Genomic DNA, 12,822 nt, shown 5'->3' with positions numbered 1-12,822 from the left:
TATTCATGCACTCGGACGTTGCCTGACCCGGACAGGGACTCAGTCTGAGTGCCTGCGTTCGAACGAAAGGTTCCGCGTTCTCCCCGAGTTGATCCGAAATCCGCTTATTCGCCCGCCTTGCTTCGAAAAACTCAACGCGCAGGACCACCCTGCGAGGGAAGGCGCGGTGCATGCAAGCGACTCGCCCAGACAAACCAGCTCGCTCTCGATTTGTCCGTAAGCATCGCCGCAGCGAAGCACGATGCGTTCACCGTCCCGGGCGATGACGGCTATGCAGTCGGCGTCGGCGCTGTAGTACTGACCCGCGACAGCTTCGACGAAAGCTTCGACGCTCGCGAGGTCCTTCGATACCCTTCGATAGATTGCGGATTGGGCGCCGAACCTGACCGTCAGCCCATCGCCGCGAGCGGCTTCGTCCAGCCCGATTTCGACATCGGCCATGCCCACACCGACGCCCCGCGCAACCGCCCGGCCGTTAAGTCTTTTCTCCAACGGCAACCCCTTCGGACTGCTGCACAGCGAGAGCTTCAACACACCCTCCTCGTCGACCAGGCCGTAGATCATGCCGGTGTCCGGTGACCACCAGTCACCGAGCAAGTCTTTGTAGTCAGCCGCCGCGATCGTAGGCGTGCGCTCACCCAGATGGTCGGCGAGGATGAGATCGAGCGCCTGCTCGGCCAGCTTCACTGGATAGCACGCGGGTGCGCCATTGGCCATGATCACGATGTCGAGCCCATGGTCGGGCGCCGTGAGCATCTGGCTCGACCCGCCGACCACGCCACCGGCGTGATGCACGATTCGCACGCCCCGATAGGACTGGACCATCAAGCCCAACGCATAAGCTCCGACCGTTCCGTCTGGAAAGGGCGCAAGGTCGGTCAGCGCAGCCCAGGTCGCGGGCGAGCCGAACCGGTCTCGTGTACGAAGATGTTCAGTCCAGCGCAGCATGTCGCCGACCGTCGAGACGATGGCGCCCTCGCCGCGATTCTCCTCCGAAGGAAACAGACCGCGCCGCCAGCCGCCGCCCGGCGCCGGCGTGTGCATCGTCGCAATGCCCGGCGTGATGCTGTAATCGCTTGGGATCGACTCGGTATCGAGCATCCCCAAAGGATCAAACAGGCGCTCCTTTAGCTGGGTTTCGAACGACGCACCACCCACCCTTTCGATCGCGATCGAAACCAGGTGATAGCCGCCGTTGTTGTAAATCATCATGTCGCCGGGCGCGAAGTTGCGACCCGTCTGGCGAACCTGCGTGGACAGCGCGGTACCAAGGGGTGCAATCGCCAACCCGCGGCAGAGGAAGCCAATGTCGAGATAGCAGCGCGAGCCGCCGCGATGCATCAGGAGTTGCCGGATCGTCGGGTCGCCGCCCGGGCCGGTAAGTTCGGGAATGTAGCTTCGGATCGGCGCGTCGAGATCGAGTTTTTCCTCCTCGACCAGCAGCAGAGTCAACAGACTGGCGAAGTGCTTGCTGATCGAGCCGATCCGCATGCGCGTGCCCGGCGTATTGGCCACTTCATGCTCCAGGCTGGCGAGCCCGAAACCGCGCCGGTACAACAGCTTGCCGTGCTGCGCGATGCCCACCACCAGGCCAGGTGCATCGCTGCGATTGAAGGGTGCAAAAATTGCGTCAAGGGCACTGACATTCACGTTCAACACTTGAACCACCATAACGCCTCTCTCCACATGACATAGCGCCACAGAGGCGCAACAGTTGGTAGTACGTTGGAGAATTTTCCAACAGAGAATCATTTGCAAACCGGATAGACCGGACCAACCGAAAATATGAGAATCCCGGCGAAGGCGCCAGTCTAACGGCTATGGCCGCGAGCACTCACTGGCCATATGACCTCAACGCGCCCCCGCCGAAAGACAATGATCTCGTCATGCAAGTTGAGCGTCGGGTCGCAATGGCCTGGCACCAGTAAAAGCTGGCTGCCCAGCGCAGGTTTGACGACGTCGCGATTGAGCATCTGCACACTTCCATGTTCGTCGTTTACGACCGTGTAGTGCAAGGTACTGCTTGCGCCGTCATCGCCCCAAACCGTCGGCAAACCGGAATCGACGGCGAGAGACTTGAGTCCTGCGTCGACCACCACGACCTGTCCCGCGTCACTATTGCCAACGCTGATCACCGACGCGGCGAGAAACAGGCTGTGTTCGAAACGCAGTGCATCGGTATAGACGTTGCGACCGTAGTCCCCATCCATGAAGGCGTAAGAACCGGGCTGCACTTCGGTGTAGACCCCACTTGCGAGATCGAACTCGACGCTGCCGCTGCCGCCGCCGGTGACAACCGCGCAGACCACACCATCACGGCGGAGCGCGTCGACGACCTCGGCCGTGCGAGCCGCGGCGCCCCCCGAGGCATCACGCCGCTCGGCATAATCGCGGATGTGCTGGATACCGCCGTGATACGCCTGCAAGCCTTTGAACGTCAGTTGAGCATGGGCGGACATCACCTCAAGCAACTGCAACACCTGCCTGGCATCGTCTACACCGCAGCGGTTCTGGCCGACGTTGATTTCGACGAAGACATCGATACGGCTGCCGTGCGCGGCAGTAGCCGCCGCTAACGCCATCACTTGATCCGGGTGGTCGACACAAACGCTGAAGCGCGCATGCAGCGCCATCCGCGCCAGCAGGTCCAGCTTCGCCGAACCGATGATTTCGTTGCTGATGTGAATATCCGTGACGCCGGCATGAAGAAAAGGCAGCGCCTCGCTGACCTTCTGGCAGCAGATGCCCACTGCGCCACGCTGGATCTGCGCGAGCGCGATCGCCGGGCATTTGTGCGCTTTGGCATGCGGACGCAACGCCACGCCGGCCGCATCGGCTCGCGCCTGCATGACATCCAGATTGCGCTCGAACGCGTCGGCGTCCAGCAGCAGCGCAGGTGTATCGATAGTTGTTATCGGATTCCCCGGACTGGCTGCCGGTAGAACCTGAATAGTGTGAATGCTGCTCATAGTTCAATGTAGATGCAGTCGGATCGTGTGGTTGGCCGTTGACGGACTCGCTCGCGAATTTCCAGGCTGCCGGCACCTGGCAACGCAGCCGACATAGCGTGAGCGGTCCGGGTAAATAAAACTCAAGCGTCCCGAGTTGGCTTGGCAACCTGCTCAGACCTTTCTCGCACGACATCTTCATGGAGTGGCCAAAGGTGCTGCGCGAGGCGCGAACGAGGAAACGATGCGACATCGGCTGAACTCAGCCCCGGGCTATCGACGGTAATGATTGCGGAGGCCAGCGCCTGGAATCCCGCGCGGAAATGGTTGGAGCTTTTGAGCGCAACGATCTTGCGGCAGTTCACGTCGATACCATGAAGCAGCAACATTGCGTGATCGAAGGTTTGCGTCGGACGCGAGATAACAATGACGTCGACGCCCTCGATGATGAGCCTGCACGATGTCCCGAGATCGAATTGAAGGCCTTCCAGCATGGACCCTGGAAGATTCGTGAAGCGGCCGTCGGTAACGGCTTTGACATACGCTTGCGCAACGATGGGAGCGCCTTGCATCTTGCCGAGCTTCCCGCCGAGTTTGACTTCTATCGTCGCGCCGACGCCGGCACGCCCAGCTTGTTGCGCGACGTCTGGATCGTGAATCGCCACGAAGCACGCGGTCTCGGGCGGAAGCTGCGCGTGCAGAAGCGCCCGCAACAAATGCGTCGCGTCGCCGGGCGCGCCACCACCTGGGTTGTCCGAACTCTCGTTGATCACGACCAGACCTGACTCGACCGCAAGGGCTTGCCTGACACCCTCGTCCGGAGCAAGGACCTTGGGTCTGAACGCCTCCCGGTTCGCCCAGATCCAGTCGGCAACTTCATCGGCGTAGCGTTGCGCGAGGTCAAAGTCGCCATCTGTCGTACACACCACTGTGGGGCACGGCGCGGGAATATCAGCGTACGGAAAACTATGGAACCAGGAGCAATCGATCACCCCCGGTCGTTCACCGATACGTGCGCACAAATCGTTGACGTCCGCCGCGGGCAACCCGGAATCCGTGCTCATGACGATACCCAGCATGGGCAACTGGTGCATTGCGGTGACCGGCCTGATCGCGCCGCGGGCTGTCTGGGCCAGCAGTTCGACAGCCTCGACGCCGCGCTGGAGGAGGTCCGTGTGCGGATAGAGCCGGCACGGCAGCGTCAGGTCGCCGTAGATACGCATCGGGTCCGTCATCTGCCCATGCAGATCGTAGACTGATGCGATGGGCACGTTGTCGCCCACCAGTTCGCGTACCGCCGCAAGCAGGTCGCCTTCGAGATCGTCGATTCCCTCAACCACACCCGCTCCGTGCGGCGCCATCAAGACGCCATCAACCGGGAGTGCGTCCCTGATCCCGGCGAGCACAGATTGCTTCAGCTGTTCGTAGACACTCGCGCCAATGGTTCCGGACGGCCACGCGAAAGCCAACGTCGAGTAAACCAGTTCGATCCCCGACGCGCGGGCCGCTTCGATGTAGCCGCCTACCGAACGATTGGTTCCTGCGTACTCCGCCTCAACCTCATCGCCACTGACACACATGAAGTCGGAAAGCTGCGTGTAACCCGTGAACTCCGTCGCATAGGTATTGGTCTCGTGGCAGATTCCGGCGACGACAAATCTCAGGGTTGCGTTTGCATTATGCATGGGGCCTTTTTAGTTATATGGGTCAGGTGCTACGCAATGCGAGCTTCCACAGTCGTGCCAGCGTGGCCGCTGCGCCATTGCCTGCGACGGCGTCAAATGCATTCAACGCTTTCCCCTTTTGACCGGCAAGGTAGTAAGCAATGCCAAGATGCAAGCGCGCTTCATTCGGATCTGCAAGGCCGCCTTTCGCGAGGCCCGTCTCGATCAAGGCGATGCCTTGCTGATTTTTTCCCGAGAGCGCCTCGTTGAAGCCGGTTTCGACCAACGCGGCGCCGTTGCCTGCCGTAGCGGCCGGCTGTGGCTGAGCTGCCGGTTTGGTGGCGAGGTTCCTGAGCCGCTCGCCGCGTCCCGCATCCGCGCCTTTGCCCAGCACGCCTGAGTTGAACCCCTGGTTCACCACACTCAATGCCTCCGCGCCATGCCCCGCGAGGATCGCGAGCTGCGTCATCTCGATGTAGTCACTTGCGCTACCTAGATTGTTGGTGGCTTGCTTGAGACGATAGACATCGAGTTCGAAACGTCCCCCGAATTTTGGATCTGCCTGCAAGCGGTTGAGTAACTCGCCCCAGTAAGCCGGCGTTGGATAATATTTGACGAGTTGTTCGAGCATCGCGGTGTAGCCGGCGTTGTCATCCTGCTTCTGATAGCAACTCTCCAGCAGTTTCAGCGCGTCAGCGTCCGGTGCACGGCCGGCGCGCAGCTCCGCGTCCACGGCAGGCCGGAGGAGTTTTTCCGCCGCGCCGGCGTTGCCCGCCATGTAGTACGACTGCGCGAGCAGCGTTTTCATATGCGGATCGCCTGCTCCCGCGCTCTGATAGCGCTGGCCCCATTGCACGGCCTGCGCATAATTTCCCTGCTGATAGGCGAGACTCGTCAGAGCCGCCATCATCTTCTGCTGTTCCGCAACCGGCTGGCGGCCGCTCTGGATCAGAAATCCGTAGTCGCGCGCGGCCACTGCGAGGTCGCCGGCGGCAACGGCGGCCGCGCCGCCCATCTGGGCAATGAGATCGCTCTCGTATTGCGACTTGCCGGGCACGGCCTCTGCCTGCGCCACGCTCGCCAGCGCATCCTTGTAGCGTTGCGCCTGGTACAACGCACGCGCAGTCTGCAATGGCTTGGCGACCTCCGGCCGGAGGGTCTCTGCCGGAAACGCCGACGTGCTGACGAGCACAGCGCTCACCCCGATCGCTAGAAACAGCGCGCGCAGCAGAGCGGACGACAGGCGTCCATAGCTAAGTCCACGACTCATTTTCCACCTATCCCAGACGTTCCTACTGCATGAATTGCTCATTGCCGACGAGCGCGATTTTGGTGACCCCCTGCCGCTGCGCCGCCGCCATCACAGCAGCCACGCGACGGTACGGCACCAGCCGGTTGGGTCTGAGATGCAGCTCCGGCTGGTCCGCTTGCGCCGCCACCGTCTTCAGGTGCTGATCGAGATCCCCGAGGTCCCCGAGGGGCGCACCGTTCCAGCTAATGGTGCCGTCGAAGTCCACGTCAACCTCTACCACTGGCGGCGCCTGCACGACGGGAGGCGGCGTACCCACGGGCATATTCATCTTCACCGCGTGCGACTGAATCGGAATCGTGATGATCAGCATGATGAGCAGCACTAGCATGACGTCGATTAATGGCGTCGTGTTGATCTCAACCATTACTTCGGGTTCCTGATCACCACCCGCCGGAATGTTCATTCCCATTTCTGCCTCCTCAACCGCCGTGCGTAGCCGGATTCGTAATGAAGTCTACCTTCGCGATGCCGGCTCGCTCGCACGCCACCACGACTTTACCGACGTATTCGTAACGCGCGTTCTCGTCACCCCGGATCTGAACCTCTGGCTGCGGTTGCTGTACGGCAACCTCTTTCAACCGCGCGACCAGGGTCGGCATATCGACGTGCTGTTCCGACCAGAACACGTCGCCGTCGCGATTGATCGCAAGCACGATGTTCTTCGGCGTGGTCTGCAACGGCTGGACTGTCTGCGTCGGCAACCGGACGTTCACCGTATGCGTGGCTACCGGAATGGTGAGCAGGAAGATGATGAGCAACACCAGCATCACGTCCACCAGCGGCGTGGTGTTGATCGACGACATGACCTCGTCGTGGTCTTCGCTGCCTTGTCCTGCACTCATGGCCATGATCTGCTCCGTTTACGACGTTGCTGCCTTCATGGAACGCCTTGAGGCCGCGTCGTCAGGAACGGAATACGAAGAACTCTTCGTGGCCGTGCCCGCTCCGCTCAGGAGTACGGTATGCAGTTGCGCGCCGAAGCCGCGCACCCGTTCCATGACTGAGCGGTTGCGACGTATCAGGAAGTTGTAGCCGAGCACCGCCGGCACGGCGACCGCAAGGCCGATGGCCGTCATAATGAGTGCTTCGCCCACCGGCCCCGCCACCTTGTCGATCGACGCCTGTCCAGCAATACCGATTGCCGTCAGCGCATGATAGATACCCCAGACCGTACCGAACAGACCCACAAAAGGCGCGGTCGAGCCGACTGTCGCGAGAAACGCGAGGCCATCCTGCAAGCGATTGGAAACAATCGCGGTTGCGCGTTCGATCGACACGCTGATCCAGGTATTGAGATCGACTTTTTCGAGCAGCGCCCCTTCATGATGGCGACTGGCTTCAATCCCTCTGCCTGCTATGAAACGAAATGGGCTGGCTTCGTCCAACTGTTGCATCCCGGCTTCGAGGGACGGCGCATCCCATACCTTCTCGTCAGCCGAACGCGCACGGCGATTGGCGCGGAATTGCTCGAAAAATTTGGTCACCATGATGTACCAACTGCCCATCGACATGATCACCAGGATGACGAGCGTGCCCCGCGAAACAATGTCTCCCCCTTTCCACAGCGCGTCGAGGCCATACGGATTCGACACCGCTTCGGTCATTGCCACCGGCGGCGGAGTAGGCTGGTCGGCCTGCTCTGCCGGCGTTTGCGCAGCGGGTGCGGCGCTCGTCTGTGCGCTCGGCGTGCCTGCCGTGCTGCTGGCGGACTGCGCATAGGCAGTCCCGGTCTCGCTCAGCAGTGCCACAGAGGTCAGGGCGAAAATAGCGCTTGCCGCAATGGCGGCCAAACTCGGGTTCTTCATGTCATCACTCCAAGATCGTTCTTCATAGACCTGGCAGGTAGCGCCCGCCAGCATTGCTTGACGTTGCCTTCAGTTCAGATTGAACGAGAACGGTACCTGTACACGAACATCCTCTCCTTGCGCGACACAGTTGAACTGCTTGACTGCATTCACTGCGGCCCGGTCAAGAAGCGGATCCGCCGACTTCACAACCTGTACGTCCTGCATGTTTCCGTGTGCATCCACCACGAACTCCACGAGTACGTCGCCCGTAATGTTGTTGCGCTGAGCTTCACGCGGGTAATGCATCGACTGCCTGACCTGCTGCGAATTCGGGCAAACCACGCCCACTTCCGTACGCACCGTATGGGCAGGCGCAGCCGCAACAGCCGGCGCGGGCATGGGCGCGGACTGCGGCTGAGGCGTGGCCGAGCGCTGCGCCACGACCGACTGCTGCGCTTGTGCGGGAACCACCACTTCAGGGGGTGGAATGAACGGCGGTGGGGGCGCGAATTTCGGCGGGGGTGGCAAGACGATCGCCGGCTTGGGCGCAGGCGGTTTCACCTCTTCGACGATTCTTGTTTCGATGGGCTTGCGGATCACCTCAATCACCTTCGAGGCGAGACCGTTCACCAGAATGTAGATGAGCCCCACGTGTAGGAGTGCCACAAATCCGATGCCGCCAAAGCGGCTGGCGGAATAGTGACGCTGACCAGCGTATTTCATTTGTCTCTCCTCCAGGCACCCGCGCCTTGTCCGCGCTCCCCGGGTGTCATTTCTCATATCTCTATCGCCAGCCGGTTTGCTTGTTCGTACGCTTGCTGGCCGCTGCGACCGTTCATTGCCAGCAGCGGATGGCGACTGACTACCGGCTTGCCGAATTTTCACATCGCAGCCACACCGTTAGCGCTGCGTGACCCACACATTACACCAACAATTTTCCAAATAGAACATTTTTTTCCACAATGAATAATTTGGGACGTAATGAACGTGTAATGAAAATTTTTGGCATACTGATCGCTTATGCGGAAAACACCTATGCGGAAAACTCTTGCTACCCACGATCCATCCAGTCTGAGCAAGCCCGGCCAGGCGATTCGCGCGCTGCGTAACAAACTTGGGCTGACGTTGCAGGAAGTCAGCCAACGAACCGGGCTCGCCATTTCAACTATCTCGAAGCTCGAGATGGGACGGGCGTCCCTGTCCTACGAGAAGCTCTCGCTTGTGAGCGCCGGTTTGGGCGTCAACATGTCGGAGTTGCTTGGACTTCTCGGCGAAAGCCCGGGCGGCGAAGCTGCCCCGTCGGTGCCAGGCAGACGCGTCATCCAGCGCCAAGGTGAGGGCGTGGCCGTGCGGACTGGCCCCTATGTGGAGACATTCCTTGCCGTGGAGCTGCTGAACAAGCAACTGGTCCCGCTGATTGTCGACGTACGAGCCCGCACCATCGAGGAATTCACCGACGAATTCGGTGGCCTGATCAGGCATTCCGGCGAGGAATTTATCTACATACTGGAAGGTGAAGTCGAGTTTCATACGGAGTTCTACGCGCCTGTGCGGCTCAAGCCTGGCGAGTCGGTCTACTTCGATAGCAGCATGGGACACGCGTTCCTTGCAGCATCTGATAGTCCATGCCGCCTCCTGTCTGTGTGCACAAGCGCGGAGCAGCGCGTCATCGAGCAGCTTCAGAAGCAGGAATGACCCGAGGTTCTTTGCGCTAGCAAAGGGCCCCTGGTCGCGTCTGACGCGACAACGCTCAACGTCGGCCGACGATGCGATTCAGCCGGGCGGCTGCCCGGCCTGCATGAAGTTTCGCTCTCGCGTGTTTTTCCGGTCACGCCTCAAATGGGTTCTCAACGCGCGGCCAGTAGTTGAGGCTGCGAACGCGATACGGGATATTGACGAAATCAGGCGTTAATGCCCCCGGTGTCGACACATAGAGCACCTCTCGAGCAATCGGCGCAAATTCCGCATGGAAATGCTGCGAGGATTTAACCACCACAATGCGCTTGCTCGCCAGATCGATTCCGAGTCCGGTAAAGGCAGTTGGCGCAATGGTTTGTTCGCGCACCGTCATCAACACAACGTCAATGTTGTCATCCGTCGACACCCACGCCGCCGAACCCAATGGGCGTGCCATAGCGCCCATGCTTTGATGATGTTCGTCCGCTAGCGCACGAACCGTTACCACCAGGTCCAGCGGCGCACCGGAACTCACTCCCAACTTACCGCCGATCCGAAGCGTAAGCCGCGTGCCGACACCCGCTTCCCTGCAGACCTGGACCGAGCCGATGTCGTACATGCAGCCAAGCGCTACGTCTGCGATACCGCGCTCGATGAGCCGCCGCAGAATGAACGTGCTGTCGCACGGCGCGCCGCCGCCCGGATTGTCAGCGAGATCGGCAAGCACCACCGGACCGCCGTCGCCAGCCAGCGCGCGATCCAGCGCGTCGTCGATCGACAGGTGCGCCGGGCGTGCCGCTTCACGCATGTCCCATAACTCCTGGGCTAGCTGCGCCGCGATGCGCTGAGCCGTGGCTTCATCGTTGTCGGTGACCACCCAGATCCTGGCGCCCGTCTCCGCCACGTCTCCCCATGGAAAACCATGGCCGAACGACACGGACAATATGCCGTCGCGTCCCTCCAGTGACTGCATGCGCCTAACGAAGCCGATCATCGGTTCGCAGGTGGTATGCCATTTACCTACCATGCGGCAATCATGGACCGCGGTCACGGGACGCACGCGCCCTTCCGCAGTCGCGACAGTCAGCGCGAACACCTCTCGCAGGCGCTCGATAATGTCCGTATGCGGATATTCCTTGTAGCAGATGATGACGTTTGCGTTGCGCTGCATCTGCTCGGTAAAGTGGCAATGCAAATCGAGCTCCACGCCGATCGGCACCTCGTCACCGACCAGTGCGCGAACGGCCTCGAGCAAATCTCCTTCGCAATCGTCACAGTGTTCCGCGACCATCGCACCATGCAATATCAGCAGCACGGCGTCGACGGGAAGCGCCGCGCGCAGATCCGCGAGAATTTCCTCGCGAAACCGCTCGTACACTCGCTGCACGGTGCGCCCCGCCGGTTGCGCCATCGTCGACAGGCTCTCGACTATTTCGTGACCTTGCGCGGCCGCAAGTCTGCGCAATTCGGCTATTCCCACCCCGAGTCCGTCCGGCGCCACCGTGCTGGCATCGCCGTGATAAATCCCGAATGCCTCGTAGCCGCCAAGTCCGGTCGGACTCGGCGCGAAGGTATTCGTTTCGGTGATCAGCGTTGTGGTAAAAATTTTCATTATTCGCACTCCTGATTCGCGTTGTCGTCAACCCGTGCGAAATGCAGATTCATCGAGCGGGTGGTACTCAACCGGAAGCCGCGCACCAACCCCGCGTCTTCCCGCTCGACAACCAGCACCGCGGGCACGCTCAACTCCCCTGGCTTAACAGAGGTTGCAGCAACGTCGCGCGATATGACCTGCAGCTCACTGCTCCAGCCGCCGCGCGTGCCCCTGACGGCGAGTGTCGCCCTGCTACCGTCGAAGCTGATCGTTCCGCTCGCGGCAAGATCGTTCGACACGTAATTCCCAATAAGCCCGCTGGCGAATTCCGTGACAGGCGGCGGAACGTCTGGCAGGCGCACCAGTCGATCGACGTGCCCGCAATTGGATAACTCAATGACCGGCGCATCGCTTAGCAGCGAGGTCGGCACATGGCGAAACGAGAGCGGTCCCATACCAGGAAACGTCACGCAATACCGGCCTTGGTCGGCGACCACCGGCAACGCTATCGAGTTGAGCAGATTGAAGCCAAGATCGCCTTTATCGTCGAGTATTTCGACGAGCGTTCGCGTGTCCTGCGACCAGTAGCGCCCGAGAAGCCCGGCCAGCTCGGCCGTTTTGACGCGTGGCGGTGCGGCCTCCAGCACGCCATCGCCAAGCAGCCGGTCGATCACCTGCCACGCAAGCTCTGTCGGACTAACCGGGGCGCCGTTCGTGATCACGATGATGTCGAGTGCGTGCGCCGGCACCGTAATCATCTGCGAAGCGCCGCCAGCCACCGCCCCGGCATGGTGAATCACCTCGACACCCCGATATTTCTCCCGCTCCAGCCCAAGGCAGTACGTACCCACCACACCGCTCGAGTAACGGGCAGGCGACAGCATCTGCACCCAGGTTGCGTCGCTGCCGATCCGCTTGGTGCCGCGCAAATGCGCGAGCCATATGAGCATGTCAGCCACGGTCGAGACGATCGAGCCTTCGCCCAGTAGATCTTCCAGCGGCAGAACACCGCGACGATAGCTGCCGTCCGGCTGCGGTACGTGCGGCGTGGCCCTGCCCGGCACCACGGTGAGGTCGCTCGGCACGGAATCGGTATCCACCATGCCGAGCGGTTCGAAGATACGCTGCTTCAGGAAGGCTTCGAACGCCATGCCGCTGGCGCGCGCGATAGCGATCGACAGTAAATGGTAGCCGCCGTTGCAATACGCCATGCGCTCGCCTGGCGCAAAGTTCACGTCCTGTTGCGTGAGTTGGTACCTGAGCGCGTCACCTTTTTCCATCATCGCGCCGACGTTACCTAGCACGCTCAGGTCCAGATAGCACCGGTAGCCACTGGTATGCGTCATGAGCTGGCGCAGTGTCGGTTCGCCGGCCAGCACCGGCAGCTCGGGGATATAAGTGCGAATGCTCGCCTCAATATCGAGCTTCCCATCTTCGGCGAGCAACAGCGCTGCGAGACAGGCGAAGTGCTTACTCGTCGAGCCGATGCGCATACGCGTGCCCGGCGTATTCGCTACGGCCAACTCCACGCTTGCGAGCCCGAAGCCACGCCGGTGGAGCATGCCATGTTGTGCAATGCCAACCACCAGGCCCGGCGCATCGCTGCGATTGAATCGCGCAAAGATGTCGTCGAGGGCACTCACTCGTGAATCTGGATCTGCGTCCGCCATCGGTCTCCTCCGCAGGTCGGCGCACGCCACCGGCGCACTGGCACGCAGTATATTGACCAATTTTCCAATAAGTCAATTTTTTCTAAAACAGATAAATTCGGCCTCACCCGAGGTGCCGTCGGCATAGTTCGCGACACTGACAAAGCCATCGCATTACGCCACAAGCCCCG

At 61.0% G+C, this 12,822-nt stretch carries 11 protein-coding genes; 1 reads left to right on the top strand and 10 read right to left on the bottom strand.

What is annotated here, in order from left to right:
- Positions 1 to 39: 39 nt before the first annotated feature.
- From PQQ52_RS03325 to PQQ52_RS03290, 8 genes are all read right to left on the bottom strand, one after another.
- Entirely contained in the window at positions 40 to 1,671 is a 1,632-nt protein-coding gene (locus PQQ52_RS03325) for a serine hydrolase domain-containing protein (protein ID WP_408206834.1), read from the bottom strand.
- 140 nt (positions 1,672 to 1,811) lie between these two features.
- Entirely contained in the window at positions 1,812 to 2,969 is a 1,158-nt protein-coding gene (locus PQQ52_RS03320) for a DSD1 family PLP-dependent enzyme (protein ID WP_408206832.1), read from the bottom strand.
- Between the two features lie 122 nt (positions 2,970 to 3,091).
- Positions 3,092 to 4,633, bottom strand: coding sequence for a M81 family metallopeptidase (locus PQQ52_RS03315; RefSeq protein WP_408206830.1), 1,542 nt, complete (start codon positions 4,631 to 4,633; stop codon positions 3,092 to 3,094).
- Positions 4,634 to 4,655: 22 nt separating this feature from the next.
- A complete protein-coding gene (locus PQQ52_RS03310; protein WP_408206829.1) occupies positions 4,656 to 5,924 on the bottom strand; it encodes a tetratricopeptide repeat protein in 1,269 nt (422 codons plus the stop codon).
- A complete protein-coding gene (locus tag PQQ52_RS03305; protein ID WP_408206827.1) occupies positions 5,905 to 6,333 on the bottom strand; it encodes an ExbD/TolR family protein in 429 nt (142 codons plus the stop codon). The genes PQQ52_RS03310 and PQQ52_RS03305 overlap by 20 nt, the downstream gene beginning before the upstream one ends.
- A 10-nt stretch (positions 6,334 to 6,343) precedes the next feature.
- Positions 6,344 to 6,772 carry an ExbD/TolR family protein gene (locus tag PQQ52_RS03300; RefSeq protein WP_074283261.1) on the bottom strand — a complete coding sequence of 143 codons (429 nt, stop codon included), beginning with the start codon at positions 6,770 to 6,772 and terminating at the stop codon, positions 6,344 to 6,346.
- Positions 6,773 to 6,784: 12 nt separating this feature from the next.
- Positions 6,785 to 7,729 carry a MotA/TolQ/ExbB proton channel family protein gene (locus tag PQQ52_RS03295; RefSeq protein ID WP_408206825.1) on the bottom strand — a complete coding sequence of 315 codons (945 nt, stop codon included), beginning with the start codon at positions 7,727 to 7,729 and terminating at the stop codon, positions 6,785 to 6,787.
- 69 nt (positions 7,730 to 7,798) lie between these two features.
- The gene (locus tag PQQ52_RS03290; RefSeq protein WP_408206823.1) at positions 7,799 to 8,434 is read right to left on the bottom strand and encodes an energy transducer TonB; all 636 of its coding nucleotides are present in this window, start codon (positions 8,432 to 8,434) and stop codon (positions 7,799 to 7,801) included.
- Between the two features lie 312 nt (positions 8,435 to 8,746).
- Here PQQ52_RS03290 and PQQ52_RS03285 point away from each other — a divergent pair, with 312 nt between their 5' ends.
- Positions 8,747 to 9,406, top strand: a complete 660-nt coding sequence (locus PQQ52_RS03285) for a helix-turn-helix domain-containing protein (protein WP_408206821.1) — start codon at positions 8,747 to 8,749, stop codon at positions 9,404 to 9,406.
- A 133-nt stretch (positions 9,407 to 9,539) separates the two neighbouring features.
- On the opposite strand, the gene PQQ52_RS03280 is transcribed toward PQQ52_RS03285, so the two are convergent.
- Positions 9,540 to 11,000, bottom strand: coding sequence for a M81 family metallopeptidase (locus tag PQQ52_RS03280; RefSeq protein ID WP_408206819.1), 1,461 nt, complete (start codon positions 10,998 to 11,000; stop codon positions 9,540 to 9,542).
- Positions 11,000 to 12,652 (bottom strand): serine hydrolase domain-containing protein, encoded by a 1,653-nt coding sequence (locus PQQ52_RS03275; protein ID WP_408206817.1) that lies wholly within the window; start codon positions 12,650 to 12,652, stop codon positions 11,000 to 11,002. Before PQQ52_RS03275 ends, PQQ52_RS03280 begins: the two co-directional genes overlap by 1 nt.
- Positions 12,653 to 12,822 lie beyond the last annotated feature (170 nt).

It is taken from the genome of Paraburkholderia sediminicola (assembly GCF_046030555.1).
In the GTDB taxonomy this organism is placed as follows: Bacteria; Pseudomonadota; Gammaproteobacteria; order Burkholderiales; family Burkholderiaceae; genus Paraburkholderia; species Paraburkholderia sediminicola_E.
This window is presented reverse-complemented; position numbering and strand designations above follow the sequence as displayed.

Excerpts from the sequence above, each read along its gene's own strand:
- PQQ52_RS03280 (WP_408206819.1), bottom strand. The coding sequence starts at position 11,000 with ATGAAAATTTTTACCACAACGCTGATCACCGAAACGAATACCTTCGCG.
- PQQ52_RS03285 (WP_408206821.1), top strand. The coding sequence starts at position 8,747 with ATGCGGAAAACTCTTGCTACCCACGATCCATCCAGTCTGAGCAAGCCC.
- PQQ52_RS03310 (WP_408206829.1), bottom strand. The coding sequence starts at position 5,924 with ATGAGCAATTCATGCAGTAGGAACGTCTGGGATAGGTGGAAAATGAGT.
- PQQ52_RS03300 (WP_074283261.1), bottom strand. The coding sequence starts at position 6,772 with ATGGCCATGAGTGCAGGACAAGGCAGCGAAGACCACGACGAGGTCATG.
- PQQ52_RS03325 (WP_408206834.1), bottom strand. The coding sequence starts at position 1,671 with ATGGTGGTTCAAGTGTTGAACGTGAATGTCAGTGCCCTTGACGCAATT.
- PQQ52_RS03295 (WP_408206825.1), bottom strand. The coding sequence starts at position 7,729 with ATGAAGAACCCGAGTTTGGCCGCCATTGCGGCAAGCGCTATTTTCGCC.
- PQQ52_RS03275 (WP_408206817.1), bottom strand. The coding sequence starts at position 12,652 with ATGGCGGACGCAGATCCAGATTCACGAGTGAGTGCCCTCGACGACATC.
- PQQ52_RS03305 (WP_408206827.1), bottom strand. The coding sequence starts at position 6,333 with ATGGGAATGAACATTCCGGCGGGTGGTGATCAGGAACCCGAAGTAATG.
- PQQ52_RS03290 (WP_408206823.1), bottom strand. The coding sequence starts at position 8,434 with ATGAAATACGCTGGTCAGCGTCACTATTCCGCCAGCCGCTTTGGCGGC.
- PQQ52_RS03320 (WP_408206832.1), bottom strand. The coding sequence starts at position 2,969 with ATGAGCAGCATTCACACTATTCAGGTTCTACCGGCAGCCAGTCCGGGG.
- PQQ52_RS03315 (WP_408206830.1), bottom strand. The coding sequence starts at position 4,633 with ATGCATAATGCAAACGCAACCCTGAGATTTGTCGTCGCCGGAATCTGC.